The organism is Streptomyces sp. HmicA12 (assembly GCF_000373565.1).
GTDB lineage: Bacteria > Actinomycetota > Actinomycetes > Streptomycetales > Streptomycetaceae > Streptomyces.
Window position 1 is genome coordinate 1 of the sequence record NZ_KB891850.1, and the last position, 24267, is coordinate 24267.

The 24267-nt window shown below is 71.5% G+C and carries 22 protein-coding genes and 1 pseudogene; 12 read left to right on the top strand and 11 right to left on the bottom strand.

Features of this window, described 5'->3' with window-relative positions:
• Window positions 1–15: 15 nt before the first annotated feature.
• The 3 genes from B072_RS0137370 to B072_RS0137380 all read right to left on the bottom strand — a co-directional run bounded on the left by B072_RS0137370 (window position 16) and on the right by B072_RS0137380 (window position 2488).
• The gene (locus B072_RS0137370; RefSeq protein WP_018529727.1) at window positions 16–570 is read right to left on the bottom strand and encodes a transposase; all 555 of its coding nucleotides are present in this window, start codon (window positions 568–570) and stop codon (window positions 16–18) included.
• A complete protein-coding gene (locus B072_RS0137375) occupies window positions 567–1148 on the bottom strand; it encodes a helix-turn-helix domain-containing protein (protein ID WP_018529728.1) in 582 nt (193 codons plus the stop codon). The genes B072_RS0137370 and B072_RS0137375 overlap by 4 nt, the downstream gene beginning before the upstream one ends.
• 74 nt (window positions 1149–1222) lie before the next feature.
• Window positions 1223–2488 (bottom strand): MFS transporter, encoded by a 1266-nt coding sequence (locus B072_RS0137380; protein WP_018535104.1) that lies wholly within the window; start codon window positions 2486–2488, stop codon window positions 1223–1225.
• 198 nt (window positions 2489–2686) lie between these two features.
• Between B072_RS0137380 and B072_RS0137385 the strand changes: the two genes are divergently transcribed.
• The 3 genes from B072_RS0137385 to B072_RS0137395 all read left to right on the top strand — a co-directional run bounded on the left by B072_RS0137385 (window position 2687) and on the right by B072_RS0137395 (window position 4983).
• Window positions 2687–3325 carry a DUF6758 family protein gene (locus B072_RS0137385; protein ID WP_026246699.1) on the top strand — a complete coding sequence of 213 codons (639 nt, stop codon included), beginning with the start codon at window positions 2687–2689 and terminating at the stop codon, window positions 3323–3325.
• 141 nt (window positions 3326–3466) lie between these two features.
• Window positions 3467–4330, top strand: a complete 864-nt coding sequence (locus B072_RS0137390; protein WP_018535106.1) for a PHP domain-containing protein — start codon at window positions 3467–3469, stop codon at window positions 4328–4330.
• Window positions 4331–4377: 47 nt separating this feature from the next.
• The gene (locus B072_RS0137395) at window positions 4378–4983 is read left to right on the top strand and encodes a MarC family protein (protein WP_026246700.1); all 606 of its coding nucleotides are present in this window, start codon (window positions 4378–4380) and stop codon (window positions 4981–4983) included.
• Window positions 4984–5058: 75 nt separating this feature from the next.
• Here B072_RS0137395 and B072_RS48880 read toward each other — a convergent pair whose 3' ends face one another.
• Window positions 5059–5211 (bottom strand): hypothetical protein, encoded by a 153-nt coding sequence (locus B072_RS48880; protein WP_018535108.1) that lies wholly within the window; start codon window positions 5209–5211, stop codon window positions 5059–5061.
• A 261-nt stretch (window positions 5212–5472) separates the two neighbouring features.
• On the opposite strand from B072_RS48880, the gene B072_RS0137405 reads away from it, so the two are divergent.
• On the top strand, window positions 5473–6387 hold the full coding sequence (locus B072_RS0137405; RefSeq protein WP_018535109.1) for an NYN domain-containing protein: 915 nt from the start codon (window positions 5473–5475) through the stop codon (window positions 6385–6387).
• Between the two features lie 7 nt (window positions 6388–6394).
• Here the strand turns inward: B072_RS0137405 and B072_RS0137410 are convergent, their stop codons facing one another.
• A complete protein-coding gene (locus B072_RS0137410) occupies window positions 6395–7270 on the bottom strand; it encodes an alpha/beta fold hydrolase (RefSeq protein ID WP_018535110.1) in 876 nt (291 codons plus the stop codon).
• Window positions 7271–7397: 127 nt separating this feature from the next.
• Window positions 7398–9987 (bottom strand): annotated as a pseudogene (locus B072_RS0137415) (DEAD/DEAH box helicase).
• 189 nt (window positions 9988–10176) lie between these two features.
• Between B072_RS0137415 and B072_RS0137420 the strand changes: the two are divergent.
• Window positions 10177–10923, top strand: a complete 747-nt coding sequence (locus B072_RS0137420) for a ferritin-like fold-containing protein (protein ID WP_018535112.1) — start codon at window positions 10177–10179, stop codon at window positions 10921–10923.
• 17 nt (window positions 10924–10940) lie between these two features.
• Here the strand turns inward: B072_RS0137420 and B072_RS0137425 are convergent, their stop codons facing one another.
• From B072_RS0137425 to B072_RS0137440, 4 genes are all read right to left on the bottom strand, one after another.
• Window positions 10941–11213, bottom strand: coding sequence for a hypothetical protein (locus B072_RS0137425; protein WP_018535113.1), 273 nt, complete (start codon window positions 11211–11213; stop codon window positions 10941–10943).
• A gap of 257 nt (window positions 11214–11470) precedes the next feature.
• A complete protein-coding gene (locus tag B072_RS0137430) occupies window positions 11471–11698 on the bottom strand; it encodes a DUF3107 domain-containing protein (RefSeq protein ID WP_018535114.1) in 228 nt (75 codons plus the stop codon).
• Between the two features lie 153 nt (window positions 11699–11851).
• On the bottom strand, window positions 11852–12493 hold the full coding sequence (locus B072_RS0137435) for a TetR/AcrR family transcriptional regulator (protein ID WP_026246702.1): 642 nt from the start codon (window positions 12491–12493) through the stop codon (window positions 11852–11854).
• A gap of 219 nt (window positions 12494–12712) precedes the next feature.
• Window positions 12713–12931: a hypothetical protein gene (locus B072_RS0137440; RefSeq protein ID WP_026246703.1), complete on the bottom strand. Its 219-nt coding sequence runs from the start codon at window positions 12929–12931 to the stop codon at window positions 12713–12715.
• A 253-nt stretch (window positions 12932–13184) separates the two neighbouring features.
• On the opposite strand from B072_RS0137440, the gene B072_RS44950 reads away from it, so the two are divergent.
• The 7 genes from B072_RS44950 (at window position 13185) to moeZ (ending at window position 22481) form a co-directional block, all read left to right on the top strand.
• Window positions 13185–14315, top strand: coding sequence for an alpha/beta fold hydrolase (locus B072_RS44950; protein WP_051127385.1), 1131 nt, complete (start codon window positions 13185–13187; stop codon window positions 14313–14315).
• An 8-nt stretch (window positions 14316–14323) separates the two neighbouring features.
• On the top strand, window positions 14324–15655 hold the full coding sequence (locus tag B072_RS44955; protein ID WP_026246704.1) for a DUF3152 domain-containing protein: 1332 nt from the start codon (window positions 14324–14326) through the stop codon (window positions 15653–15655).
• A gap of 200 nt (window positions 15656–15855) precedes the next feature.
• Window positions 15856–17775, top strand: a complete 1920-nt coding sequence (locus B072_RS44960) for a DUF3492 domain-containing protein (protein ID WP_051127386.1) — start codon at window positions 15856–15858, stop codon at window positions 17773–17775.
• A complete protein-coding gene (locus B072_RS0137460) occupies window positions 17772–19232 on the top strand; it encodes a hypothetical protein (RefSeq protein ID WP_018535120.1) in 1461 nt (486 codons plus the stop codon). Before B072_RS44960 ends, B072_RS0137460 begins: the two co-directional genes overlap by 4 nt.
• 292 nt (window positions 19233–19524) lie before the next feature.
• Window positions 19525–20493 carry an NAD-dependent epimerase/dehydratase family protein gene (locus B072_RS0137465; protein ID WP_018535121.1) on the top strand — a complete coding sequence of 323 codons (969 nt, stop codon included), beginning with the start codon at window positions 19525–19527 and terminating at the stop codon, window positions 20491–20493.
• A complete protein-coding gene (locus tag B072_RS0137470) occupies window positions 20481–21230 on the top strand; it encodes a spherulation-specific family 4 protein (protein WP_018535122.1) in 750 nt (249 codons plus the stop codon). The genes B072_RS0137465 and B072_RS0137470 overlap by 13 nt, the downstream gene beginning before the upstream one ends.
• Before the next feature lie 72 nt (window positions 21231–21302).
• A complete protein-coding gene (moeZ, locus tag B072_RS0137475; RefSeq protein ID WP_018535123.1) occupies window positions 21303–22481 on the top strand; it encodes an adenylyltransferase/sulfurtransferase MoeZ in 1179 nt (392 codons plus the stop codon).
• A 97-nt stretch (window positions 22482–22578) separates the two neighbouring features.
• Here the strand turns inward: moeZ and B072_RS0137480 are convergent, their stop codons facing one another.
• Window positions 22579–24126: an alpha/beta hydrolase gene (locus tag B072_RS0137480; RefSeq protein WP_043245495.1), complete on the bottom strand. Its 1548-nt coding sequence runs from the start codon at window positions 24124–24126 to the stop codon at window positions 22579–22581.
• Window positions 24127–24267 lie beyond the last annotated feature (141 nt).

Genomic DNA, 24267 nt, shown 5'->3' on the forward strand with positions numbered 1-24267 from the left:
CTAGTGCTGGATTCCTCAAAGGCGGTACTCAAAACGGCGCCGGAGGGTGCGGGTGGGTGGGGGTGGTCGGCCCCAGATCCAGGGTTTGGCGCGGGCGTTGAGCTGGGCGGTTGCCACGGCGGTGACCTCGGCGATGTCGTCAGGGCCGCAGAAGGAGCGTCCTGCCAGCGCGGCCTTGCGGAAGATGCGCCACCAGCCTTCCTGGAGGTTGAGCCAGCAGGCCCCCACCGGGATGAACGCGTGGAAGATCCTCGGGTGATCCTCGAGCCACTCGAGGGTGGACTTGCTGTTGTGAGAAGACAGGTTGTCGGTCACGATCCAGATCGGCCCAGCCGGGTTGGCGTCCTCGACCTTGTGGAGGAACTGCTGGTAGTTGACGCTATTGCGGGAGGAAGCGGTCGTGGTGATCTCGATGCCGTCGCGCACCCGCAGCCCTCCGTAGACCCAGGTCTTCTCCGGACCGCGGCTGTAGTCGAGCTCCGCCTTGATCCGGTGCCCGTCCGGTGACCAGCCGGGCGCGGGCGCAAAGGCGCGCGGGATGACCGGCCCGAGTTCGTCCGCGCAGATCACCGTGGCGTCCGATGGCGGGTCGGTGTAGAGGCCGACGATCCTCGTCCTTTTGGGGCGAACTCCGGGTCACGGCTGGTGGTCCAAGTGCGGGTACGGCGCCAGCGCACGCCCTCGGCCAGCAGGATCCGCCGGACCTGGGACCGTCCCACCTGAATGCCCTCGGCCTGGGCGGTGGCGGCCAGGGCGTCCAGGGTCCACTCCTCCGGCCCGGTCACGTCGGCCGCCCACAGCTCGTTAGACGGCTGGACCTCCAGCCGTCCGGGCGGGGCCAGCTTGACCAACGCGATGATGCGGGATCGTTCGTCCTCGGTGATCCGGCGCTTGCGCCCGCACCCGGGCCGGTCCCCGAGCCCGTCCAGGCCCTGAGCGTTGAACCGGCACAACCACTTGCGGACCGTCTTGTGATGGCAGCCCAGCCGGGCCGCGATCACCGGAACGCGCAGGCCATCCCAGCTCAGCGCGATGATCCTCGCCCGCAGGATCCAATCGGCCGGCGCGTGCCTCGCCCCGGCCAGCCTGCGGACCTTGATCTCCTCCGCCTCGTCCGAAGCCGGACGGGCCAACAGCAACTTCGGCACAGCAACTCGCCCCCGAGCAGCCCGAATCAGCACCCCTCATGACTACACCTACCCCGCCAAAGAGGAATCCAGCACTAGTTGGCGAAGACGGTCACGCCGTCCTCGGTGGCGTGTCGCGGCTCCAGTTCCTCGGCCTCGTGCGTGAGCGCGTTCCTGCGCACCCAGACGACGACGGCACCGAGCACGGCCGTGACCGCGGCGACCACGAACGGGATGTGGATGTTGCTCCACTCCTCGATCTTCGGCGCGAAGTAGGGGGCGGCGGCCGCGGCGAACCAGCGCACGAAGTTGTATCCGGCGCTCGCCACCGGCCGCGGCGCGTCCGAGACGCCGAGCGCGAGCTCCGTGTACACCGTGTTGTTCACGCCGATGAAGGCGCCGGACAGGATCGTGCAGACGATGGCCGCGGTGTGGCTGCCGTACCCGAGGACCAGCACGTCCACGGCGAGCAGCACCAGCGAGCCGCCGAGCACCTTCAGCGAGCCGAACCTGGCCTGCATGCGCGGCGCCACGACCACCGAGAAGAGCGCGAGCAGCACGCCCCAGGCGAAGAACACCCCGCCCGACTTGTACGGGGTCATGTTCAGCACGAACGGCGTGAAGGCCAGCACGGTGAAGAACGTGTAGTTGTAGAAGAAGGCCGAGACGGCGGCGGAGGCCAGGCCCCCGTGCCCCAGCGCCTTGATGGGGTCGAGCAGCGACGTCTTCCGCGCGGGCCTCGGCTGCTCCTTCAGGAACACCGTGATGCAGACGAACCCGATGGCCATCAGGGCGGCGGTGCCGAAGAACGGGTAGCGCCAGCTGGCGTTGCCGAGCAGGGCGCCCAGCAGCGGCCCGCACGCCATGCCGAGGCCGAGCGCGGACTCGTAGAGCAGGATCGCGGCGGCGGAGCCACCGGCCGCCGCGCCGACGATGACGGCGAGCGCGGTCGACACGAAGAGCGCGTTGCCCAGGCCCCAGCCGGCCCGGAAGCCGACCAGCTGGCCGACGGAGTCCGAGGTGCCGGCGAGACCCGCGAAGATCACGACCAGCGCGAGCCCGACGAGCAGGGTCTTCTTGCCGCCGATCCGGCTGGAGACGAACCCGGTCACCAGCATCGCGATCGCGGTGATGAGGAAGTACGAGGTGAAGAGCAGGGAGACCTGACTCGGCGTCGCCTGAAGCCCCTGCGCGATCGACGGCAGGATCGGGTCGACGAGCCCGATGCCCATGAACGCGACGACGGATGCCCCGGCGGTCGCCCAGACCGCCTTCGGTTGACGCAGGAGGCTGCCCGCACCTGCGTCGAACGTGTCCCCTTCGGCGGGACCTCTTGTACTGCCCGTACCGCTGTGGCTCATGCCCGTCCTTCTTCCGTGTTCCGGCCGTCCGTGTTCCGGTTCTGCGTCCCGGATGGTTGCCGTATACACACGATAAGTTAGAGCGGCTAATTAATGCAAGCTACATGTATCTGTGCGGGTGGAACAGGGCGGATCGGCGCACTCCGGACGGGTGATCGTCCTTGACGCGGCGCGGGACGGGGAGGACCGTGGGGCTTTATGAGGGGCGAACCCAGTTGCCCGAAGTGTGGTGGCCGGGTCAGGGCTCCCGGACTCTTTGCCGACTCCTGGCAGTGTGATGTGCACGGGACCGTGCATCCGCTGCAGCCTGTGATCCCGCCCAGCGTCGAGGCGCTCAGTGTCGTGGTGCGCCGCGCCCAGGTACCCGTGTGGATGCCGTGGCCGCTGCCCGTCGGCTGGCTGTTCACCGGCGTGGCGAACGCGGGGGACGACCGGCACGGCGGCCGCGCCACCGCCGTCGCCTGCTCCGGCCCCGCGCCGCTCGGCGGCATCGGCGAGCTGGTGCTCGTCGCCGAGGAGCTCGGCGTCGGGCTCGGCGCGCGCTACGCGGGCATCGACGGCCCCGACCCCGGACCGCACATGGACGTCGTCGGGCCGCCGCAGGCCAAGGTCGTCGCGGCCGGCCGGCCCACCGCGATGTGGCAGGTGCGGGGCGGCGCGGACGACCGTGCCGTGTTCGCGGGCGAGGCGCGCGGCCTGTGGCTGTGGGCGATCGTGTGGCCCGCGCAGTCCGGACTGCTGATGTACGACGAACTGGTGCTGACCGATCTGCGGGACGCGGGCGCCGAGGTGGAGCTGCTGCCGTGCGGGGCACTGTCGCCGCAGATCCTCCAGTGAGCCGGTGAAGCCGCCGTACGCGTAAGGGGCCGGGCCGCGGTTCACTCGTGACGGGAGTGTGCGAAATCCCCGTTATCCTGGAGCGGCCGCTTCCTTCCGTCCGTCCCCGTCCGTCCCCGTCCGAGCCTGGAGTACGCAGCCGTGCGCATCGATCTGCACACCCACTCCACCGCTTCCGACGGCACGGACAGCCCGGCCGAGCTGGTGCGCAACGCCGCCGCTGCCGGTCTGGACGTCGTGGCACTCACCGACCACGACACCACGCGCGGGCACGCCGAGGCGATCGCGGCCCTCCCGGAAGGGCTGACCCTCGTCACCGGCGCCGAGCTCTCCTGCCGCCTCGACGGCGTGAGCATGCACATGCTGGCGTACCTCTTCGACCCGGAGAACGCCGAACTGCTCGCCGAGCGCGAGCTGGTCCGCGACGACCGCGTCCCGCGCGCCAAGGGCATGATCGCCAAGCTGAACGAGCTGGGCGTGCCCGTCACCTGGGAGCAGGTCGCCCGGATCGCCGGCGACGGCTCGGTCGGCCGCCCGCACATCGCCTCCGCGCTCGTCGAGCTGGGCGTCGTGCCCACGGTCTCCGACGCGTTCACGCAGAACTGGCTGGCCGACGGCGCCCGCGCGTACGTCGCCAAGCACGAGACCGACCCCTTCGAGGCGATCCGCCTGGTCAAGGCCGCCGGAGGCGTCACCGTCTTCGCGCACCCGGCCGCCACCAAGCGGGGCCGCACCGTCCCGGAGACGTCGATCGCGAAGCTGGCCGAGGCCGGACTCGACGGCATCGAGGTCGACCACATGGACCACGACCCGGCGACCCGGGACCGCCTGCGCGGCCTCGCCGCCGACGTCGGGCTGCTGACCACCGGCTCCTCGGACTACCACGGCAGCCGCAAGACGTGCGTCCTCGGCGAGTACACCACCGACCCCGAGATCTACGGGGAGATCACGCGCCGCGCCACGGGCGCCTTCCCGGTACCCGGCGCCGGCGGACGCCGCGCCTGACGCTCGCCCCCACCTCTCCGCTCCACTCCCGCAAGGCAAGACCCACTGTGTTCGACGCTGCCGTCTTCGGATCCCTTTTTCTCACGCTTTTTGTGATTATGGATCCCCCCGGAATCACCCCGATCTTCCTCGCCCTCACCGCGGGCCGCCCCGCCAAGGTCCAGAAGCGGATGGCCTTCCAGGCCGTCTGTGTCGCCTTCGGCGTCATCACCGTCTTCGGCATCCTGGGCCAGCGGATCCTCGACTATCTGCACGTCTCCGTGCCCGCCCTGATGATCGCGGGCGGTCTGCTCCTGCTGCTGATCGCGCTCGACCTGCTGACCGGCAAGACGGACGAGCCCAAGCAGACGAAGGACGTGAACGTCGCCCTCGTCCCGCTCGGCATGCCGCTGCTCGCCGGGCCCGGCGCGATCGTCTCCGTCATCCTCGCCGTGCAGAAGGCGGACTCGTTCTCGAGCCAGGTCTCGGTCTGGTCGGCGATCCTCGCCATCCACGTCGTCCTGTGGCTCGTCATGCGCTACTCGCTGGTGATCATCCGAGTCATCAAGGACGGCGGCGTGGTCCTGGTGACCCGGCTCGCGGGCATGATGCTGTCGGCGATCGCCGTGCAGCAGATCATCAACGGCGTGACCCAGGTGATTCGGTCGAGCTGATCCCCGTACCCACGCGCGAAGCCCCCGTACGCACCGTGCGTACGGGGGCTTCGAAGTGTGTGAGTCGCTACGCCGTTACGAGGCGGCCGACTCGGCCGGGCGGATGTAGAGGCGCTGCCCGATGGCGGCGGCCTGCTGAACGATCCGGTTGACGGAGGCGGCGTCCACGACGGTGGTGTCCACGGCGGTGCCGTCGACGTCGTCGAGTCGCATGATTTCGAAGCGCAAGGGCTTCTCCCTTCGTCTGGTCATCCTCCTGAAGGAGAACTGCTGGTGCAGGACATCAGTCTCGTCCCGCCGTACGGCCAGGCGGTTGCCTGCCCGTTAAGAGTGGATTGCGTGGCTACAGTGCCCCGCGTTCTGTATGGGTACAACGGGTTGCCCCCTGCAAACATTCCCTACGCTAAAGAAATTTTTCGAGAAACTAATTACTGACGAGTAGCGAGACCGGTTGTGCACGCCGTGTGACGCCCGGGACAATGGGCGGCGATGAACGCAACAGACCCGGACAGCAGTCCTCCGGACGACCTCACCGCCCGCCTCGACGCCACGAACGACCTGCTGCGGCGGATGCTCGCGGAGGTCGCGAAGACCCCGTCGACCCACGCGATCTTCGTCGACGCCGGATACCTCTACGCCGCGGCCGGGCGCCTCGTCGCGGGCACCGAGGACCGGCGCGCCTTCGACCTCGACGCCGAGGGCATCATCGACGCGCTCATCGACAAGGCCCGCACGATCTTCGCGGACAGCCGGCTGCTGCGCGTGTACTGGTACGACGGCGCCCGGCGCCGCATCCACACCACCGAGCAGCAGTCGATCGCCGAGCTGCCCGACGTCAAGGTCCGGCTGGGCAACCTGAACGCGAACAACCAGCAGAAGGGCGTCGACTCACTGATCAGGACCGACCTCGAATCGCTGGCCCGGCACCGCGCCATCAGCGACGCCGCCCTCCTCGGCGGCGACGAGGACCTGGTCTCCGCCGTCGAGGCGGCCCAGGGCTACGGCGCCCGCGTCCACCTCTGGGGCATCGAGGCGCCCGAGGGCCGCAACCAGGCCGAGCCGCTCCTCTGGGAGGTCGACAGCCAGCGCACGTTCGACCTCGACTTCGTGAAGCCGTACGTCTCGCGCCGCGCCACCGCCTCGTACGACAACACGGACCAGCCGCGCCCGAGCCGCGACCAGGTCCGTTTCGTCGGCGCCCAGCTCGCCGCGCGCTGGCTGGGGGAGCGTGGCACCGAATCCCTCGCGCAGCTGCTGCCCGGCCACCCCTACCTGCCCGGCTCGGTCGACCAGGAACTGCTCGTCGAGGCGGAGAGCATGCTCCAGTACTCGCTGCGCGGCCACGCCGACCTGCGGCGGGCGCTGCGCGACGGGTTCTGGAGCCACCTCCAGGCGCAGTACTAGGCGCGGGTCACCGAGCCTCGGTGCAGCGGTCCCAGAAGGCGGCCAGCGCGGCGGCCGTCTCCAGCGGGCGGTCGGTGTTGGGGGAGTGCTCGGCCCCGGCGATCACGGAGCGCTCGGCGCCGAGCCGCTGTGCCATCTCGTCGAGCAGCGGCACCGGCCAGGTGTCGTCCCGCTCGCCCGACACGACGTGCACCGGCGGCGCGAGCGCGGCCAGTTCGTCGACCCGGTCCGGCTCGGTGCACAACTGCCGTCCGGTGGCGATGAGCTGGGCCGGACTGTTGAGCATCCAGCGCCGCCGCAGCTCGTCCCCGTCCGTGGTGTCGCGCACGTCGGCCACGTCCTCGGCGGTGTCGAGGGCCTGGATGGCCTCCCAGACCTGCGCCATGTCGAGGGCGGCGAGCGCGTCCTGGAGCAGCTTGACGCGCTGCCGCTGGGGCTCGGTGACGGCGGCGGGGCCCGACGCCATCAGCGTCAGGGACGCGAACGGCCCGGGATCCGCGATGACCGCGGCCCGTGCCACGAGCCCGCCGAGCGAGTGCCCGAGCAGATGCACCTCCGGTACGTCGAGCGCGGCGGCCTGGGCGAGCACGTCACGTGCCAACTCGCCCTGCGCGTAAGGGGTTTCGTCGTCCTTCGGGCCGCCCGACTCGTACTGCCCGCGCCCGTCGACGGCGACGGTCCGGTACCCGGCCGCGCCCAGGGGGCCGTGCAGCGCGATGAAGTCCTCCTTGCTGCCGGTGAACCCGGGCAGCAGCAGGACGGTGCCGCGGACGGGCCGCCCGGACTCCGGCTCACCGGTGAGGGCGGCGAACTCGCCGCGCGCGGTGGCCAGTCGGTGGGCACGGGTACCGGGCGGCGGCGTGAAGGTCGGGGGCCTGCTCATGCCGCGAGGTTACGTGGTGGGGTCGGCCGGGGCGACACGGAGGGGCAGGGGGCTCGGCGGCCGGGGTGGTACGGCGAAGGCCCGGGCCCCGCGTGTGCGGGACCCGGGCCTTCTACCGATGACGTGCTCAGGCCTCGGGGGCCTCGGCCACGGCCTTCTTGCGGGTACGGCGCGGCTTGGCCTCGGCGGCCTCGACCTCGACCGGCGCCTCCGCCTTCTTGCGGGGAGCGCGGCGCGGCTTGGTCTCCGCGGCGGCCTCGACCGTCTCGGCGACGGGCTCGGCCTTCTTGCGCGTACGGGTACGGGCGGGCTTGGCCTCGACGGCTTCGGCGGTGTCGACGGCGACTTCGGCCTTCTTGCGGGTGCGCGTGCGCACCGGCTTGGCCTCGGCGACCTCGACCGTCTCCGCGACCGGCTCGGCCTTCTTGCGCGTACGAGTACGGACGGGCTTCGCCTCGACGGCCTCCGCGGTGTCGACCGCGGCCTCCGCCTTCTTGCGCGTGCGGCGCGGCTTGGTCTCGGCAGCGGCCTCGGCGACCTCGACCGTCTCGGCGACGGGCTCGGCCTTCTTGCGCGTACGGGTACGGGCGGGCTTGGCCTCGACGGCTTCGGCGGTGTCGACGGCGACTTCGGCCTTCTTGCGGGTGCGCGTGCGCACCGGCTTGGCCTCGGCGACCTCGACCGTCTCGGCGACCGGCTCGGCCTTCTTACGGGTACGGGTGCGAGCGGGCTTCGCCTCGGTCTCCACGACCGGCTCCACCACGGTCTCCGCGACCGGCGCCACCGACTCGACCGTCTCGACGACGGCCTCCGCCTTCTTGCGCGTACGACGACGCGGCTTGGCAGGGGCCTCGGTGTCGGTCTCGGCCACGGTCACCGGGGCCACGGTCTCCACCGTCTCGACGACGGCCTCGGCCGCGGGAGCGACCGGAGCGGCCGCACCGTTGCGCGTGCGACGACGACGGCGCGGGGTGCGCGGCTCGGCGGGCGCGGAGGCGTCCTCGGAGACCGGCGTGACGGGAGCGGCCGTGGCCGTCGCCTCACCGGCGACCGGCTCGCCGTTGCGCGTGCGCCGACGGCGACGCGGCGTACGGGAGGGACGCTCACGGTCACGATCCCGGTCGCGGTCCTGCGAGGGGCGGCCACCGCGGCCACCGCGCGACGAAGCGCCGCGGCCACCGGTCTCGCCCAGGTCCTCGATCTCCTCGGCCCCGAGGCCGGCACGCGTACGCTCCGAGCGCGGCAGCACACCCTTGGTGCCCGCCGGGATGCTCAGCTCCTCGTACAGGTGCGGGGAGGACGAGTACGTCTCGACCGGGTCGTTGAACTTCAGGTCGAGGGCCTTGTTGATCAGCTGCCAGCGCGGGATGTCGTCCCAGTCCACCAGCGTGATCGCGATGCCCTTCTTGCCCGCGCGGCCGGTGCGGCCGATGCGGTGCAGGTAGGTCTTCTCGTCCTCGGGGGACTGGTAGTTGATGACGTGCGTGACGCCCTCGACGTCGATGCCGCGCGCGGCGACGTCGGTGCACACCAGCACGTCGACCTTGCCGTTGCGGAACGCGCGGAGCGCCTGCTCACGCGCGCCCTGGCCCAGGTCGCCGTGGACCGCGCCGGACGCGAAACCGCGCTTCTGCAGCTGGTCGGCGATGTCGGCGGCCGTGCGCTTGGTGCGGCAGAAGATCATCGCGAGCCCGCGGCCGTCGGCCTGCAGGATGCGCGCGACCATCTCGGGCTTGTCCATGTTGTGCGCGCGGTAGACGTGCTGCTTGGTGTTCGCGACCGTCTGGCCCTCGTCGTCCGGCGCCGTGGCGCGGATGTGCGTGGGCTGCGACATGTAGCGGCGGGCCAGGCCGATGACGGCGCCCGGCATGGTCGCCGAGAACAGCATCGTCTGACGCTTCGCCGGAAGCATGTTGATGATCCGCTCGACGTCGGGCAGGAAGCCCAGGTCGAGCATCTCGTCGGCCTCGTCGAGGACGAGCGCCTTGACGTGCGAGAGGTTCAGCTTCTTCTGTCCCGCGAGGTCGAGAAGGCGCCCGGGCGTACCGACGATGACGTCGACGCCCTTCTTGAGGGCCTCGACCTGGGGCTCGTAGGCGCGACCGCCATATATGGCGAGGACACGCACATTGCGCACCTTGCCGGCGGTGAGGAGGTCATTGGTCACCTGCTGGCACAGCTCGCGCGTCGGGACGACGACGAGGGCCTGCGGGGTGTCGGTCAGCTGCTCGGGCGTGGCCCGGCCGGCCTCGACGTCCGCGGGGACGGTGACGCGCTCCAGGAGCGGCAGACCGAAACCGAGGGTCTTGCCCGTACCGGTCTTGGCCTGGCCGATGACGTCCGTGCCGGAGAGGGCGACGGGGAGGGTCATCTCCTGGATGGGGAAGGGGTGGACGATACCGACGGCCTCAAGGGCCTCTGCCGTCTCGGGCAGGATTCCGAGCTGACGGAATGTCGAAGTCTGCGTAGTCAGGGTGTTGCCTCTTCTGTGAGGTGCGGTACGAGGCGAACGCGGGGGTCTTGACCGTGCCAGTGCCGTGCCTTTGGTACGCCGGTCTCGATCCGCAGAAGCGGGTGGACCGGATGGCGCGGGACCACTGCCGACGCTCGAGCGCTCGTGCCGCTGAGGGCCCCTCCTCGATCCGTACGTCTCGAGACGTACGACCCGGAGGGCTGTCGGGTCGGAGCCGATCGGGCCACCGACCGGGCATCCTCATTCGTGCGGCCCGTCGCATGTACGTGCAAGCGCCATTGCAGTGTCATACAAACTGGCTTGCACTCGGCGGGCTCATTACCACTGTACCCCGGAAACGCGCATGTGCGATGGCCGAATTGGTCACGTAGCCGTTGTCACACTCCTTGACCAGGGAGTTCCGTGTGGCGGCGAGCGGGCTATTGTGCGCTCCATGGAGACGCCTGACAACGCCAAGCCCGCCACTGCAGCGACCGACGCTCCGACCGGGATCGCCGCCCAGGACTGGGCCACCGCGTCCGCGGACGCGAACTACCGCGCCGCCGTCGTCGACCTGCTCGGCGCCCTCGCGTACGGCGAGCTGGCCGCCTTCGAGCGGCTCGCCGAGGACGCCAAGCTGGCGCCGACGCTCGCCGACAAGGCGGAGCTGGCGAAGATGGCTTCCGCCGAGTTCCACCACTTCGAGCAGCTGCGCGACCGGCTCGCAGCGGTCGGCGCGGAGCCGACCGAGGCGATGGACCCGTTCGTCGAGGCACTCGACGGCTTCCACAAGCAGACCGCCCCGTCGGACTGGTTGGAGGGTCTGGTCAAGGCGTACGTCGGTGACTCGATCGCCTCCGACTTCTACCGGGAGGTCGCGGCCCGGCTCGACACGGACACCCGCTCGCTCGTGCTGTCCGTCCTGGACGACACCGGGCACGCCTCGTTCGCCGTCGAGAAGGTGCGGGCCGCCATCGACGCCGACCCGCGCGTGGGCGGCCGGCTCGCGCTGTGGGCGCGACGCCTGATGGGCGAGGCCCTCTCGCAGTCGCAGCGCGTGGTCGCCGACCGTGACGCGCTCTCCACGATGCTGGTCGGGGGCGTCGCCGACGGCTTCGACCTGGCCGAGGTCGGCAAGATGTTCTCGCGGATCACCGAGGCGCACACCAAGCGGATGGCGGCCCTCGGCCTCGCCGCTTAGGGCTTGGCGCTCAGCGCCTACGCGTACGGCGTCAGCTGCCGCGCTCTGCCACGGGTGGGGCGCAGCAGCAGGGACAGCAGAGCCACCGCCATCACGACGGAGCCCCCGAGCGTGGCCAGCTCGTGGCCGGAGCCCAGTGAGGTGTGCGTGACGAACGCTCCGAACAGGGCGCCGGCGATTCCGGTCGGCAGCACCAGCGTGCGCGACGGCAGCCGGTGCGGCAGGCGATGGCTCGCGGCCCAGGCGAGTGCCAGGCCGAGCAGTGCGGAGCCAAGGGCTTCAAGAAGCATGGTGAGGGTCCCTCCCGCGCGGCCACTAGGTGCAAATCGGTCCTAGCCGGTCTACCCCTGGCACCCGGAATGCAACCCTCCCCGTGTGCATTCGCTGTGCTCGCTCTGTGTAGCGGGCTGTGCCGGGGCTGCGCTGGAGCCGTGCAGGGCGTTGTGCAAGGAAGAAGGGCCTGACGGCCGGTGGCCGTCAGGCCCTTCTCGTGTGGCTCTCCGAGCTCCTTGTGGCTCTGTGCAGCCCGATTGAGCTCCGTGGAGCTCTACAGCGGGCCGAAGCCCACCTTCCGAACCGCGGGCTCGCCCAGCTCCACATAGGCGAGGCGGTCGGCCGGGACCAGGACCTTGCGGCCCTTCTCGTCCGTCAGAGAGAGCAGCTGCGACTTGCCCGACAGCGCCGCGGCCACCGCGCTCTCGACATCCTCGGTGGACTGGTCGCTCTCCAGAACGATCTCGCGGGGCGTGTGCAGCACGCCGATCTTGACCTCCACGGCCTTGTCCCTCCGACGATCCCTGATGTGCGCGGACGACCGCGCCGTACCCAGCACAGATTAGCCCGGTGAGGCGAGGCTCCCGGCGCCCCGGCCGCACGCCAAGAGCGAACAGCAGGGGGGAACAAAAGTGCGGGGTGGGGGCAGTGATGCTCAGTGCTGGTCCGAGCCGTGCAGCGGGAACCCGGCGATGCCGCGCCAGGCGAGCGACGACAGCAGCTGCACCGCCTTGTCGCGCGGTACCGGGCTCTCGCTGGACAGCCAGTAGCGCGCGACGACCTGCGAGACGCCGCCGAGCCCCACGGCGAGCAGCATCGACTCGTCCTTGGACAGGCCGGTGTCCTCGGCGATCACGTCCGAGATCGCCTCGGCGCACTGCAGGCTGACGCGGTCGACGCGCTCGCGCACCGCCGGCTCGTTCGTCAGGTCCGACTCGAAGACGAGGCGGAACGCACCGCCCTCGTCCTGGACGTACGCGAAATACGCGTCCATGGTCGCCTGCACGCGCTGCTTGTTGTCCGTCGTGGACGCGAGCGCCGTACGGACGGACTGCAGCAGGGACTCGCAGTGCTGGTCGAGAAGGGCCAGGTAGAGCTCGAGCTTGCCCGGGAAGTGCTGGTAGAGGACCGGCTTGCTGACCCCGGCGCGCTCGGCGATGTCGTCCATCGCGGCCGCGTGGTACCCCTGTGCGACAAACACTTCCTGGGCCGCGCCCAGGAGTTGATTGCGTCGGGCACGGCGCGGCAGGCGCGTGCCTTTGGGGCGCGCTGCCTCGGTCTGCTCGATGGCTGTCACGCCGCCTCCCAATATCGTCCGTGTGCTGCGGTGTGCGCCGCGCCGTCATCGTACTTTTGGGTAACCAGGATGTGCGCGGTGCGAGCGCAGAATTTCACGGACCGGACGGCCGCGAAAGCTGCACGTAGCGGGCCCGAGGGCGCAAAGCGGCGCATACCGGTGTGCCTGTCCGGGCGGATGCGCCGACGGTCGACAGCCCCCGCGGGGCACCTTGCCGCGTCAGCGATAGTCGTCCTCGTCGAGCGCGACGACCCGGGCCTGCTCTGCCCGGTCCGCCTCGTTCGAGCTGTCCGGATCGGCCTCTTCGCCCGGCACATCGTCCTGGTCAGGGGCGAGATCGGCGGACTGCTCCGCGGCGTCGGCCTCGGGCAGCTCCACGCCGATCTCCGTGGGGCTGCTGTCCGTGAAGGTCTCGGGATCGCTCGGATCGACCGTCATCATTGGCTCCCTTCCTCACCTGTTCGTGCGTGGGCGGGTGCCCTGTATCGAGCGTAGGAGACACCCGATCGGGGCGCTATGCGATCTCCTGACGCGATCTTCCGTCCGGGGGCGGGGTGCGGTACGGGTGCGACGGCGGGGCCGCGGTGGGGTGGTGCCGGGGCGGTGGCGGATGAGCTTTGGGGAGAGCTGTGCGCGATCTGTGACGGCGAACACACGAACCACTGCGTGATCACCTCGTAACATATGCCGCATGTCTTCGACCGATTCGCCGCGTGTGCCTCCTGCCGTCGCCGCTGTGGCGCCCAAGCCGGGAGCCGTCAAGGTCGAGGAGGGCGAGCGGCTGCGCTCGGTCGGGCTGCCCGGGATGACGCTGTCGGTCCGGTCGAGACCGGGGGCCCGGGAGGGGCTGCCGCCCGCGCTCTACGTCCACGGCCTCGGCGGCTCCTCGCAGAACTGGTCGGCACTGATGCCGCGACTCGAGGACGTCGTCGACGGGGAGGCCGTCGATCTGCCCGGCTTCGGGGACTCGCCGCCGCCGGACGACGGGAACTACTCGGTGACCGGGCACGCCCGCGCCGTCATCCGCTACCTCGACGCGCAGCGCCGGGGCCCCGTGCACCTCTTCGGGAACTCGCTGGGCGGCGCCGTGGCCACGCGCGTCGCGGCCGTACGCCCCGATCTCGTCCGCACGCTGACGCTGGTGTCGCCCGCGCTGCCCGAGATCCGTGTGCAGCGCACCGCCCTGCCGACCGGGCTGCTCGCCGTGCCCGGTGTCGCCGCGCTCTTCACCCGGCTGACGAAGGAGTGGACGGCCGAGCAGCGGGTGCGGGGCGTCACGGCCCTTTGCTACGGGGATCCGGAGCGGGTCACACCGGAAGGGTTCCAGGCGGCCGTCGAGGAGATGGAGCGGCGGCTGCGGCTGCCGTACTTCTGGGACGCGATGGCCCGCTCCGCGCGCGGGGTCGTGAACGCCTACACGCTCGGCGGCCAGCACGGACTGTGGCGGCAGGCCGAGCGGGTGCTCGCACCGACCCTGCTCGTCTACGGCGGCCGCGACCAGCTCGTCTCGTACCGGATGGCGGCGCGCGCGGCGCGCACCTTCCGGGAGTCGCGCCTCCTCACGCTCCCCGACGCGGGGCATGTCGCGATGATGGAGTATCCCGATACGGTCGCGACGGCGTTCCGGGAACTCCTCTCCGACACCGAGGCGTTGAACGGGGTGCGGGAGTCGGGGGAGTCCGGGGAGTGGAGAGAGGCCGACGGGCCGCGCGTGCTCGATGAGGCGGGCGACGCGGTGGACGGCGACGCGGGCGACACGACGGACCGCACGAGCACAAGCACAGGCACGAGCACGACGAACCGATCGAAGATGGGGAGCTGAGGCGGCCAGTGGGACGGCACAGCCGCCGAGGACCGGCAGACAACGGCGATACGGCCGACATACCAGTAGTTCCCGTGGCCCAGGGCTCGTCGCAGGCGGGCCCCGGCAATGGACGTCGACGCAGGGAGACCGCGCCCGAGGGCGGCGCCGCGGCGCACACCCCCGCACGGCCGAGCGCTCCACGGGCCCGCGGCGGTCACCCCGAGCAGAGGGAGCGGGGTGGCGGCTGGAGCCCCTCCGACAGCGGCCGCGGGGCCGAGGACGGCTCGACGCCGCCTTCCGGGACGCCGGTGGTGCCGCGCCCGCGGTCCCATCAGCCCCGGCAGGACTATGTCGACGCGTTCGACGCGTTCGACGCGTTCGACACGCGGGTGGATCGTGACCCGTACGCCTCCGTCACGGAGTGGGACGCCGAAGCGCCTTCTTCCGGGCCGGAGCCGGACCCCGAGGGGCCCGGTTCGGGTGTGGTGTCGGGCTCCGTCGGCCTGGACGACTGGGACGGCGGGCGCGAGAAGCGCGGCAGGGGACTCACCTACACGGGCATCGCGGCCGCGGCCGTCATCACCGTGCTCGCCGTGGTCGTCGCAGGTCAGGTCACCGACCGGGGCGGCGACTCGGCCGACGGCGGGACGTCGCGGGCGGCCGACGGTACGCGTGCCCACGACGACTCGGCGTCGCGCTCCGACGACCGGGCCACGCCGTCGAGGACCGCGCAGGCGGCCCCGGCGACGTACGACCAGAAGATGGCCAAGAAGTATCCGCTCGCGGCGGACCTGAAGGCCTCGGGGAAGTTCGACGCGGTCGGCGGCTTCGACAAGGCGCCGGGCCGCGGGCAGAAGTTCCGCTACCGCATCGACGTGGAGAAGGGGCTCGGCCTCGACAGCAAGCTGTTCGCGCAGGCCGTGCAGAAGACCCTGAACGACAAGAGGAGCTGGGCCCACGAGGGGGCCCGCACCTTCGAGCGGATCTCCTCCGGCGAGCCGGACTTCGTGATCACGCTGGCCAGCCCGGGGACCACCGCGTTCTGGTGCAAGAAGTCGGGGCTCGACACGACCGAGGACAACGTATCGTGCGACTCGGCCGCCACCGACCGCGTGATGATCAACGCCTATCGGTGGGCGCAGGGATCCAAGACGTACGACGACGTGCTCCACGGCAGCGCCATCCACCCGTACCGGCAGATGCTCATCAACCACGAGGTCGGTCACCGACTCGGCTTCAACCACGTCACCTGCTCGCAGGACGGCGCGCTCGCGCCCGTCATGCAGCAGCAGACGAAGTTCCTGACCTTCGAGGGGATCACCTGCAAGCCCAACCCCTGGGTGTACCCCAACGCTTGACGCTTCGTAGCGTTGTGTAGCTGGATGATCTCTTAGCGCGACAGAACGTCACGCGCACGCGAAAGTTACGACCGTTCACCCCTTTTGGTGGCGCGATGGACAACCGTCCGTCGCGCCACCGGCATGTCCGCATACGTTCGTCCCGCTGCGAGCCGCCGGTCCAACGGCGGCTCCCCATACGGGAGATCGGGGGTGGACGCGTGCGCATCGGACTGCTGACAGAGGGTGGCTATCCGTATGTGAGCGGTGAGGCCAGACTCTGGTGCGACCGGCTTGTGCGCGGGCTCGAGCAGCACGAGTTCGACATCTACGCGCTCAGTCGCAGCCAGGAGCAGGAGGACGCCGGCTGGCTCGAACTGCCTCCGCAGGTCAGCCGGGTGCGAACCGCGCCGATGTGGACGACGTGGGCGGGGAGCGGCGAGGCCGGCGTGCGCGACGGCGCGCTCGGGCGCCGGGCCCGGCGTCGATTCGCCACGCTGTACGGGGAGTTGGTCGGGGCCGTGGTGTGCGGTTCCGGTGACGGGGCCGGTGCTGCCGGCTTCTTCGGCTCCGCTTCCGACGGGGGAGAAGGCGCCGGAGGCGGTCTCGGGTTCAGCGAGGCGGACCGTTTCGCCAGTGCGCTGTACGGGCTGGCCGAGCTGGCCCGGGACGAGGGTGGATTGGGGTCCGCCCTGCGTTCCGAGACCGCCGTGCGCATTCTGGAGCGCGCCTGTCGTGCGCCGGGCGCGCTGCGGGCGGCCAGGGCGGCCCGGGTGCCCGACCTGCTGGCCTTCGCCGGGGAGGTGGAGTGCGCGCTGCGGCCGCTCTCCCTCGACTGGTACGACGACCCGTCCGTGGGCTCCTCCGGCGGTTCCTCCAGTGGCTCCTTCGGTGGTTCCTTCGGTGGCTCGACCGGTGGTGGCGGGCTCGGAGCCGTCGACCTCTGCCACGCCACGTCGGGCGGGGCGGCGGCCCTGCCCGGACTGGTCGCCAAGCGGTTCTTCGGCGTCCCGCTGCTGGTCACCGAGTACGGGGTGCAGCTGCGCGCCCGGTACATCGCCGCGGGCGACGCCGAGCTGAGCGCGCCGGTGCGGGCGCTGCTCGCCGCCTTCCACGGCCGGCTCGCCGCCGAGGTCTACCGGCAGGCCGCCGTCATCACCCCGGGCAACGCCCACGCCAGGCGCTGGCAGGAACGGTGCGGCGCCGACCGCGCCAAGCTGCGCACCGTCCACCCCGGCATGGAGGCCACCCGCTTCGCCGAGGTGGGTGAGCGCGAGGAGCCTGGGGACCCGGACACGCTCGTCTGGGTCGGGCGGATCGATCCGTCCAAGGACCTCATCTCCCTGCTGCACGCGTTCGCCGAAGTCCGCAAGGAAGAGCCGAAGGCGCGGCTGCGGATCGTGGGGGCGCTGCCGGCCGCGACGGGCCCCGGTGGCGACCAGGAGGCCGAGGCATACCTCGGGCACTGCAAGGGCCTGGCCGCGCAGCTCTTCCCCGACGAGGCGGAGGGCATCCACGCCGTCGGCGAGAACCCCGTCTCGTTCGAGGAACTCGGTGGCCCCGAGGCCATCGACCTCGCCGACGTCTACGGCTCCGGCAGCATCGTCGTCCTCTCCAGCGTCGTCGAGGGCTTCCCGATCAGCCTGGTCGAGGCCATGTTCTGCGGGCGCGCGACCGTGTCGACCGATGTGGGCGCCGTCGTCGAGGTGATCGGCGGCACCGGTCTCGTGGTCCCGCCGCGCAACCCGCGGGCGCTCGCCGAGGCGTGCGTATCGCTGCTGCGCGACCCCGAGCGCCGTGAGCGCCTCGGCGCGGCCGCCCGCGCGCGGGCTCTCGAACTGTTCACCGTCGAGCAGAACGTCACGGCATTTCGCGGCATTTACCTGGAGATCGTGTCGCACTGCCCGGTACGCCGGGAGGCCGTGGACGACGCGGGCGAGCCCGTGCCGTTCTCCCATCCGCCGGAGGCCCATGTGCCGGGTCGGTGGACGGCACCGGGGACCGGAGGCGGCGGGTCCTGGCTGGTCGGCCGCTCCACCGGCGCGGGGACGCCGAGTTGGGCGTCGGACGACGCGGCCGGTGGCGGTGCGCGTGAGGAATTGGCCGGGGCGACCCGGGGCGGCGGGGAGAGTGACGCATGAGCGGGAGCGACAGGTCCGACGCGGGCCGCGGCGGGGCGGGGGCGGACGTGCCCCGGGTGCCGGTGGCCGCCGGAGCCTGGGGAACCGGTTCGGAGGAGGCGCTCTCCCTGTCCGTCGCGGAGCCGCCCGGCATCGAGCCCGGCCCCGACGACCTCCGCGATCTCGACGCGGAGCTGCTGCACGAGCCCGGGGCCTGGCGGCGAGCGGAGAGCGCGGCGGGCGCGGAAGAGGGGGAAGGCGCGCAGGGCGCGGCGGGCGCCGCGACGAGCGCCGGTCCGGGCGGCGAGGTCCCGCACAGCGCTTCCCGGGGCGCAGCGACGCGCTCCATCGGCAAGAAGGGCTCGTCTTCCGGCAGCACCAACGCCCGTACTCAGCAACGCCGTTCGGGAGTGGACCCGGTCAAGTCCCTGATGCACCGCCACCGCGCACTGTGCGAGCGCGCCGTCGACCCGCTGGAGATCGCCGCCGGGCTGGAGGCGCACGGTGTCACCGACCGGACCGCCGCCCGCTACCGGCACAAGGATGTGTTCTCGCTCGCCGAGGAGATGTACGCCCGCATGCCGCGGGACGGCGAGCCGGGCGAACCGCCCGTCGCCGCCCCCGCCCGGACCACCGGCGTACGCGGCGCATGGGCGGCGCTCGCCCTGCTGCCGGGCGCCGTCTGCGCACTCGTCCTGCTCGTCCTGAACGTCACCACGGGCACCGCACACCTGGCCGTCGCCATCGGCGGCGCGCTCGCCGTCGCGGCCGCGCTGCGCACGACGCTGCGCCGCGGACCGCTGCGCGCCGCCGAAGGACCGCCCGCACCCGCGACCCGTGTCTGGGTCTGGTGGCTCCTCGCCTACGCGGTCTTCGGCGACGGCCTCCTGAACGCGGCACTGGCCGGCGGCCCCGACGAGCCCTGGGGCGCCGCCACCGCCCCGCTCCTCGCGCTCGCCGCCGCCGTCGCCCCCGCGACCTGGTGCGCCCGGTTCTTCGTCGCCGGCGCCCGCCGGCGCCTCGCCGTCAGCCGGGGACTCGCCGAATTCACCTCCGCCGTACGCCCGTTGCTCCTCGGCTGCCTCCTCCTGTTCGCCGTCGTCCTGGCCGTGCTGCTCGGCGTGGCCGGGGCCGTGCTCGACCAGGACGTGGACTACGCGGGCGCCGGCGCCCTGGGCCTCCTGCTGCTGCTCGCCCGCCTGCTCACCGCGCACGGCCGCACCCACGCGCCCACCGTGGTGCTCGGCGTGGCGACCGGTGCCGAGGCCCTGGCCGTCGCCACCGTGTTCGCCGCGCGCCTGCCCGGCTGCGATGTCCTGGGCGCCCCGGTGGAGAGCGTCGTCGACGCGGCGGGCGCCGGAGTGGTGCCCGGTACGACCTGTGCCGTCGCCGCCTTGGCCCTGCTGATCCACGCCAACCGCACCCTGACCCGAGCCTCCGCCCACGCGAGCACCGACAGCCCGGCGGACGCCCCATGACCCCCACAGGAACCACCCGTGTCGCGGCCGAGTGCGCGCTGCTTCCGTGCGCACCGCACGCCGCATGACACCCCCCGTTCTCCCGCGGGGCCGACACCGCGGGCCCATCCATCGACCTTCAGCAACATCCGTAAGGAGAACGCCAGATGACCACCCCTCCTCCCGGAGGCACCGGATACGCCGGATACTCCGGACCTCATGGGCAGCGCGGCACCCACGGGCAGTACGGAACCCGCGACGGGGCTCTCCCGCGCGCGGCGCGTACCGCGACGCGAACCCCGGGAGGCGTCCGATGAGGGTCCTGCTGATCGGAGCCAACGGGTACATCGGCCGCTTCGTCGCCGACCGGCTGCTCGCCGACCCCGCCGTGCAGCTCACCGCGCTTGGCCGGGGCGACGACGCCGACGTCCGCTTCGACCTCGCCACCGGCAGCCCGGGCGCGCTCACCCGCTTCCTGGACGCCGTGCACCCCGGGGTGGTCATCAACTGCGCCGGAGCCACCCGGGGTGGCGCCCGCGACCTCACCCGGCACAACACCGTCGCCGTCGCCACCGTCTGCGAGGCCCTGCGCCGCAGCGGCTGCGGCGCCCGCCTGGTGCAGATCGGCTGCGGCGCGGAGTACGGCCCCTCGCAGCCCGGCTCGTCCACCGCGGAGGACGCGGTGCCCAGGCCCGGCGGCCCGTACGGCGTCAGCAAGCTCGCCGCCACCGAACTCGTCCTCGGCTCCGGCCTCGACGCCGTCGTCCTGCGCGTCTTCTCACCCGCGGGCCCCGGCACCCCGGCCGGATCCCCGCTCGGCCGGCTCGCCGAGGCCATGCGCCGCGCGATGCAGGCGGGCGACGGTGAGCTGAAGCTCGGTGGCCTCGGCGCGCAGCGCGACTTCATCGACGTGCGCGATGTGGCGCGCGCCGTGCACGCCGCCTCGCTCTCCGCCGCGCAGGGCGTCATCAACATCGGCTCGGGCCGCGCCGTGCGGCTGCGCGACGCCGCCGCCGTGCTCGCCCGGGTCGCCGGATTCGGCGGCGCCCTCCACGAACTCGACGGACCTTCCCTCGGGGTCCGGCAATCCGTCGGGCACCCGCGATCCGAATCCGACCACGGGATGCACAGCCCGCCCGCCGCGTATCCGTACCCGGACGGCTGCGGGAGCTGGCAGCAGGCCGATGTGCGCACGGCTCGCGACCGGCTCGGCTGGCGCCCCCGCATCAACCTCGAAGAGTCCCTCGCCGACATCTGGATGGAGGCGGCATGCCGTATCTGACCCCCACCGCGACCGGACAGTCGAGCACCGACGTACGCCTCGGCTTCGGTGTCCCGGGCTTCGCCCACCCCTTGGTCGCCCCCGCGGAATGGGCCGAACTCACCCGCCCGGCCACCCCTTTGAACTGGGTCGTCCTGAACATCGCCAACGGTCCGGGCACCCGCCCCGACCCGCACTGCCTGGCCGCGGCGGGTCGCCTGCGCAACGCCGGCATCCGTGTTCTTGGTCACTTGGACATGACCTACGGAGCCCGCTCCTTCGGCGAACTCGTCTCCGACGCGCACCGCTTCCTCGACTGGTACCGGGTCGACGGCTTCAGCATCGACCGCTGTCCCACCGAGCGTGCCGCCCTGCCCGAGGTCCGCCGCACCGTCACGACCCTGCGCGCCCTCGTCGACGACGCGTACATCGTGCTCGGCCACGGCACCCACCCGTACCCCGGATACGCCGAATCCGCCGACCAGTTGGTGACGTTCACCGGGCCCTGGAGCGATTACCGCTGGTCCCAGGTCGCCGAGTGGACCGCCGAGTATCCGCCCGAGAAGTTCTGCCACTTCGTCCACGGCATGCCACGCGGGCATCTGGAAGAGGCGCTGCGCATCGCGCGCTGGCAGGGTGCGGGAACCATCTACTTCACCGATCGCACGGACCGCGGAGGCCTGACGGACCCCTGGGAGACGATGCCCGGCTACTGGGACGAACTCGTCTCGCGTATCGGACCTGGTGTCTCGGAATGAAGGGGAGCGTGGCAGTGTTACAGACGGAACAACCGTACGTAGATACCGACCAGCTGCATTAATGAGGTCTCCGTGTCGCTGCCACCCCTGGTCGAGCCAGCTGCTGAGCTCACCGTCGACGAGGTTCGCAGGTACTCCCGCCACCTGATCATCCCGGATGTCGGGATGGACGGGCAGAAGCGGCTGAAGAACGCCAAGGTGCTCTGTGTGGGCGCCGGCGGCCTGGGATCGCCGGCGCTGATGTACCTCGCCGCGGCGGGCGTCGGCACGCTCGGCATCGTGGAGTTCGACGAGGTCGACGAGTCGAACCTGCAGCGCCAGATCATCCACAGCCAGGCCGACATCGGCCGCTCGAAGGCGGAGTCCGCGAAGGACTCGGTCCTCGGCATCAACCCGTACGTGAACGTGATCCTCCACGAAGAGCGGCTCGAAGCCGAGAACGTGATGGACATCTTCAGCCAGTACGACCTGATCGTCGACGGCACGGACAACTTCGCGACGCGCTACCTCGTCAACGACGCGTGCGTGCTGCTGAACAAGCCCTACGTGTGGGGTTCCATCTACCGCTTCGACGGCCAGGCCTCGGTCTTCTGGTCCGAGCACGGGCCGTGCTACCGCTGCCTGTACCCGGAGCCCCCGCCGCCCGGCATGGTCCCCTCCTGCGCCGAGGGCGGTGTCCTGGGCGTACTGTGCGCGTCCATCGGCTCCATCCAGGTCACCGAGGCGATCAAGGTTCTGGCCGGTGTCGGCGACCCGCTCGTCGGCCGCCTGATGATCTACGACGCCCTGGAGATGCAGTACCGCCAGGTCAAGGTCCGCAAGGACCCCGACTGCGCGGTCTGCGGCGAGAACCCGACCGTCACCGAGCTCATCGACTACGAGGCCTTCTGCGGCGTCGTGTCCGAGGAGGCCCAGGAGGCGGCCGCCGGTTCGACGATCACTCCGAAGCAGCTCAAGGAGTGGATCGACGACGGCGAGAACATCGAGATCATCGACGTCCGCGAGCAGAACGAGTACGAGATCGTCTCGATCCCGGGCGCCAAGCTGATCCCCAAGAACGAGTTCCTCATGGGGACCGCCCTCGAGTCGCTGCCGCAGGACAAGAAGATCGTCCTGCACTGCAAGACGGGTGTCCGCAGTGCGGAAGTCCTCGCCGTGCTGAAGTCCGCGGGCTTCTCCGACGCCGTGCACGTCGGCGGCGGCGTCATCGGCTGGGTCAACCAGATCGAGCCGGACAAGCCGATCTACTAGTAGGCCCTGTCGACGTGACACTTCCGGACGGGCCCCGCGCAGCACGCGAGGGGCCCGTCCGGCGTGCCGGGGCCGTGCGCGGGACGGGCCGGCGGTGTCAGGAGCACACCTTGCCGTCGCGCGGTATTCGACCCTCCAGCAGATACGCGTTCACCGTGGTGTCGACGCAGGAGCTGCCGGAGCCGTACGCCCCGTGCCCCTCGCCCTTCCACGTCAGTTCGACGCCGACGCCCGTGCCCAGCTCGTCCGCCATGCGGCGGGCGCCTTCGTACGGGGTGGCCGGGTCGCCCGTGTTGCCGACGACGAGCACCGGCGCCGCATCCGGCGCGCTCACGTCGGGGTTCTCCCACTGGCCGGGCACCGGCCAGTCGTGGCACCAGCCCGCCGTGTCCCAGGCCATGCCCTCCCCGAAGACGGGCGAGATCCCCCGGAACCTCGCCATCAGGGCCTTGGCCCGCGCCACCGACGGCCGCGCCTTGTCGTCGAGGCAGGAGATCGCGCGCTGCGAATGGGTCGTCGTGCCGTAACGGCCGTTCGTGTCCCGGTCGTTGTAGGCGTCGGCGAGCGCGAGCAGCGCCGTGCCGTCCCCCTTCTCCGCGTTCCTCAGGCCTCGGGTCAGGGCGGGCCAACTGGCCTTGTGGTACAGGGTGACCATGATGCCGGTGGTCGCCAGCGACTCGTTCAGCTCGCGGCCGCTCGCGGTGGGCAGCGGTTTCGCGTCGAGCCGTTTCAGGAGCGCCGCGATCTCGCGTGAGCCCGTCTTCGGGTCGATGCCGCGGAATGCCAGGTAGTTGTCCAGCGCCCGCTGGAACCCTCGCGCCTGGTTCTCGGCGTGCCCGACCCGTCCCACGCTCGGATCGACCACCGCGTCCAGGGCGAGCCGGCCCACTGTGCCGGGGAACAAGTGGGCGTAGACACCGCCGAGTTCGGTGCCGTACGAGACGCCCATGTAGTGCAACTCGTCGTCGCCCAGGACCTGGCGCATCAGATCCATGTCGCGGGCCGCCTCGACGGTCGACACATGACCGAGCAGCCGGCCGGCCTGCTGTGCGCAGCCCTTGCCGAAGTCGGTGGCGTCCTTGAAGTACGCCGACTCCTCCGCGGCGGTGTCCGGGGTGAGATCGATGGCCTCGGCGGCCTGTGTCTCCCGGTCTCCGCGGCAGCGCACACCGCGGCTCGCCGCGACGCCGCGCGGGTCGAAACTCACCAGGTCGTACCGCTCGCGCAGCTTCGCGTACTGCGGGGCGAAGGCCGGCAGCAGATCGACGCCGGAGGCGCCGGGTCCGCCGAAGTTGAACAACAGGGAACCGATCCGCGCCCTGCCGTCGCCACGGGACGTGGCCCGGATGAGGGCGAGCCCGATCGTCGATCCTGTCGGACGTGCGTAGTCGAGCGGGGCCCTGAGGGTCGCGCACTGCCAGTCGGAGCCGGGCGCGGGCGTGCTCGCCGTGCCCTTGCAACGGCCCCAGTCGAGGCGTTGCCCGGTGACTGAGGAGGGCAGGGCGGTCGGCGCCGCGGCGCTCGGGGAGGAGCCGGCCGAGCGCGACGGGCCGTCGGCCGGCGACGACGGAGACGGCTTCGCCGCGTCGCCGCCGTCGCCTCCGTCCGCGTCGCTGCAGCCGGTGACCAGACCGGCCGTCAGCATCACGGCGGTCGCCAGAGCCAGTGCGCGGACCGTTGTTCCTGCGCGTGTGCGGGCGCCTGCGCGGGCCCGCGATTCCTGTGGTGCCATGGGCACCTCCCCCCTCGACTGCCCCCGTTCGAGAGACAGTCAGGCCATCGTAGG

What these genes read in the sequence shown, in the direction of transcription:
- B072_RS0137480 (WP_043245495.1), bottom strand. Translation starts at nt 24,126, where the DNA reads ATGCTGACGGCCGGTCTGGTCACCGGCTGCAGCGACGCGGACGGAGGC.
- B072_RS0137465 (WP_018535121.1), top strand. Translation starts at nt 19,525, where the DNA reads ATGAGGGTCCTGCTGATCGGAGCCAACGGGTACATCGGCCGCTTCGTC.
- B072_RS0137410 (WP_018535110.1), bottom strand. Translation starts at nt 7,270, where the DNA reads ATGAGCAGGCCCCCGACCTTCACGCCGCCGCCCGGTACCCGTGCCCAC.
- B072_RS0137470 (WP_018535122.1), top strand. Translation starts at nt 20,481, where the DNA reads ATGCCGTATCTGACCCCCACCGCGACCGGACAGTCGAGCACCGACGTA.
- B072_RS0137380 (WP_018535104.1), bottom strand. Translation starts at nt 2,488, where the DNA reads ATGAGCCACAGCGGTACGGGCAGTACAAGAGGTCCCGCCGAAGGGGAC.
- B072_RS0137385 (WP_026246699.1), top strand. Translation starts at nt 2,687, where the DNA reads ATGAGGGGCGAACCCAGTTGCCCGAAGTGTGGTGGCCGGGTCAGGGCT.
- B072_RS44950 (WP_051127385.1), top strand. Translation starts at nt 13,185, where the DNA reads ATGTCTTCGACCGATTCGCCGCGTGTGCCTCCTGCCGTCGCCGCTGTG.
- B072_RS0137425 (WP_018535113.1), bottom strand. Translation starts at nt 11,213, where the DNA reads ATGCTTCTTGAAGCCCTTGGCTCCGCACTGCTCGGCCTGGCACTCGCC.
- B072_RS0137420 (WP_018535112.1), top strand. Translation starts at nt 10,177, where the DNA reads ATGGAGACGCCTGACAACGCCAAGCCCGCCACTGCAGCGACCGACGCT.
- B072_RS0137440 (WP_026246703.1), bottom strand. Translation starts at nt 12,931, where the DNA reads ATGACGGTCGATCCGAGCGATCCCGAGACCTTCACGGACAGCAGCCCC.
- B072_RS0137405 (WP_018535109.1), top strand. Translation starts at nt 5,473, where the DNA reads ATGAACGCAACAGACCCGGACAGCAGTCCTCCGGACGACCTCACCGCC.
- B072_RS0137460 (WP_018535120.1), top strand. Translation starts at nt 17,772, where the DNA reads ATGAGCGGGAGCGACAGGTCCGACGCGGGCCGCGGCGGGGCGGGGGCG.